Below are 2695 nucleotides of genomic sequence, written 5' to 3' on the forward strand. Positions count from 1 at the left end.
GAGGCCCCAACATGTCCCAGGTGACGTCCAGGCTCCTGCAGGAGCACAAGCAGGGTCGGTCCCCCGCCTCCACCGACATCATGATCGCATCGGGCCGGAACCAACTGAAGCTGGCTTCCGCGGGCGCCCTCATGGAGTTGAACTGGCGCAAGTACATCCCCGATCTCAGGGATGACGAGATCGCCACCAACGGCAGCGGTGCGCTGGTGGGCATCGGCGTGATCGTGGCGGCCTACAACCCCAACGTCATCAAGCCCAAGGATGTGCCCCAGTCCCTGGAGGACGTCACGGACCCGAAGTTCAAGGGGCTCATCGCGGCCACCACCTACGGTTCCGGCTGGCCGCAGATCACCCTGAACCTGGGTGCCGAGAAGGTGGAAAAGGTGCTGTCCACCATCTCCGCCAACGGCAATCTCGCCGGCAACATCAACGGCGACCTGCAGCGCATCATTTCCGGGGAGTTCGGCCTGTACCTCTTTCAGGGGAACCTCGTGGAGGTGGAGATCTACAAGGCGAAGGGGGCGCCCATCGACTGGACCGACCTCGGGGGCGAGATCAACGCCGCGTTCCTGGCCTACCTGAGCGTGCCCAAGGCGAGCCGCAGTCCGAACCTGGCGCTGCTGGCAAGCGTCTTCCTCATGACCGCCGAGGGTCAGAAGATCTTCTTCAAGCACACGGAGCGGGACTCCCACTACCGGGGCACGGGCATGAAGGCGTACCTCGCCAAGCGCAAGGCGACCGGCAAGCCGCTGATGTTGGAGACCGCGGACATCATCAAGGGCAATCCGGAGATCTACGGCAAGCAGAACCGCAAGTACCGGAAGCTGCTGAACCGGTAGTGCGCGCGGGGCGGGCGCAAGACCCGCCCCTGCGCGTGTCTTCCCGCGGCTCCGGCTGCAACCAGACCCCAACCCACGGGAGGTCCGGGTGTATCACGCGGAGGAAGGGCGCGGCGAGGGCTTCGGCGGCAACGCCGGCGAGGCTCTCGCCGCCCTGCGCTTACGGGCGGCCCACGCGGCGGAGCGCTTGCCGCTCCCGCTGATCGCGTTCGTCACGCTCGGGCTGGTCATCGTCTTCCTCGTGGTCATCGTGCAGGTGTCGTTCCAGGTGCAGGACGACGCCGGCACCTTCTACGGCATCGAGAACTTCCGGGAACTCTACACCGACCCCTTCACGGCCAAGGCGTTTCTCAACACGGCGGTGTTCGCGGCGGTGGCGCTGGTGGTGGCGTTCGCCTTCGCGATCCCCATCGCCTGGCTGGCGGAACGGACCACACTGCCGGGAAGGGGGCTGATCTTTCCGCTCCTGACCGTGACCCTGCTGGTGCCCAGCTTTTTCACGGCCATGGGGTGGGTGATCCTGTTCCATCCGCGTATCGGCATTGCCAACAAGGCGCTGGTGGCTCTCCTGCCCATCGAACAGTCGCCCTTCAACGTCGTGAGCCTCGTGGGCATGGGCTGGGTGGAGGGGATCGCATTGGTGCCGCTGGCCTTCATCATGATCGCGGCATCGTTCCGGGCCATGGATCCGGCGCTGGAAGAGAGCGCGCGGGTCCACGGCATCTCGTTTCTCACGCGCTTGCGGCGCATCACCCTGCCGCTCCTGACGCCCGGAATCCTGGGGGCGGTGCTCTACGTGGCCGCCATTACCATCGCCGCCTTCGACATTCCCGCGATCATCGGCCTTTCCAACCGGATCCACACCTTCAGCACGTTCGTCTACACCACGGCGCTGCCGATAGAAGAGATCCCCAACTATGGACTCATCGGTGCCTCCAGCGCCGTCATGCTCGCCATCGGCCTGCTGCTCACGTGGCGGTACATGATCGTCATCGGCGAATCGCATCGGTACGCGGTCGTACGGGGCAAGGATTACCGGGCGAATCCGGTGGACCTGGGCGGCTGGGCCGTGCTGGGCTGGGCCATCGTTGCCGCCGTGATCGTGTTCAACGTCTTGTTGCCGCTCTTGGCGCTCACCTGGGTCTCCCTCATCCCGTTCCTGCAGCTTCCTTCCGCGGCCGCGTTCAAGACCATGTCCCTGGACAACTTCCGCGCGGTCCCGTGGAGCAATCTCATGACCGGGCTGCGCAACAGTGTCATCCTGCTGCTGACGGTGCCGACCCTGAGCCTCGTGGCGGGCATGGCCATCTCGTGGCTGGTGATCCGCTCCAACTGGCGCATCGCCCGCACCCTGGACGTCCTCGCCTTCCTGCCCCACGTGATCCCCAACCTCATCTTCGCCGTGGGGGCGTTCCTCCTGGCCATTGTGTGGTTCCCGGCCGAGTGGGGGCTGTTCGAACGCGGCATCGGGATCATCATCCTCGTGTACGTGGTGACGCGCATCAGCTTTGCCACGCGCATGCTCAACAGCGGACTGGTGCAGATCCACGAGGAGCTGGACGAGGCGGGCTACGTGGCCGGGCTTGGCCCCATGGGCGTTCTCCGAAAGATACTGATCCCGCTTTTGTCCCCCACCTTGCTTTATTCCTGGTTGTGGATGGCGCTCCTGGCGTTTCGGGAACTGACCATGGCGGCGTTCCTGGCCAGCCGGGACAACCTCACCCTGCCGGTGATCATCTGGTCCATGTGGAGCGCGGGGCGGCTCAACCAGGCGGCGGCCACGGCCCTGGTGTTCGTGGCTTTGATGACGCCGTTGATCGTGCTGTACTACGTGTTCGGCAGGAGGCACATCGGCG

General features: G+C 65.1%; 2 protein-coding genes. Both read left to right on the forward strand.

Annotation, left to right across the window (positions count from 1 at the left end; genetic code table 11):
- Nucleotides 1-839 (forward strand): ABC transporter substrate-binding protein (locus OXU42_09540; GenBank protein MDE0029627.1); only part of this gene is annotated, 839 nt, incomplete at its 5' end.
- 88 nt (nucleotides 840-927) lie between these two features.
- On the forward strand, nucleotides 928-2695 hold a 1768-nt coding region (locus tag OXU42_09545), incomplete at its 3' end, for an iron ABC transporter permease (GenBank protein MDE0029628.1).

Source organism: Deltaproteobacteria bacterium (assembly GCA_028818775.1).
GTDB lineage: Bacteria > Desulfobacterota > Binatia > UBA9968 > JAJDTQ01 > JAJDTQ01.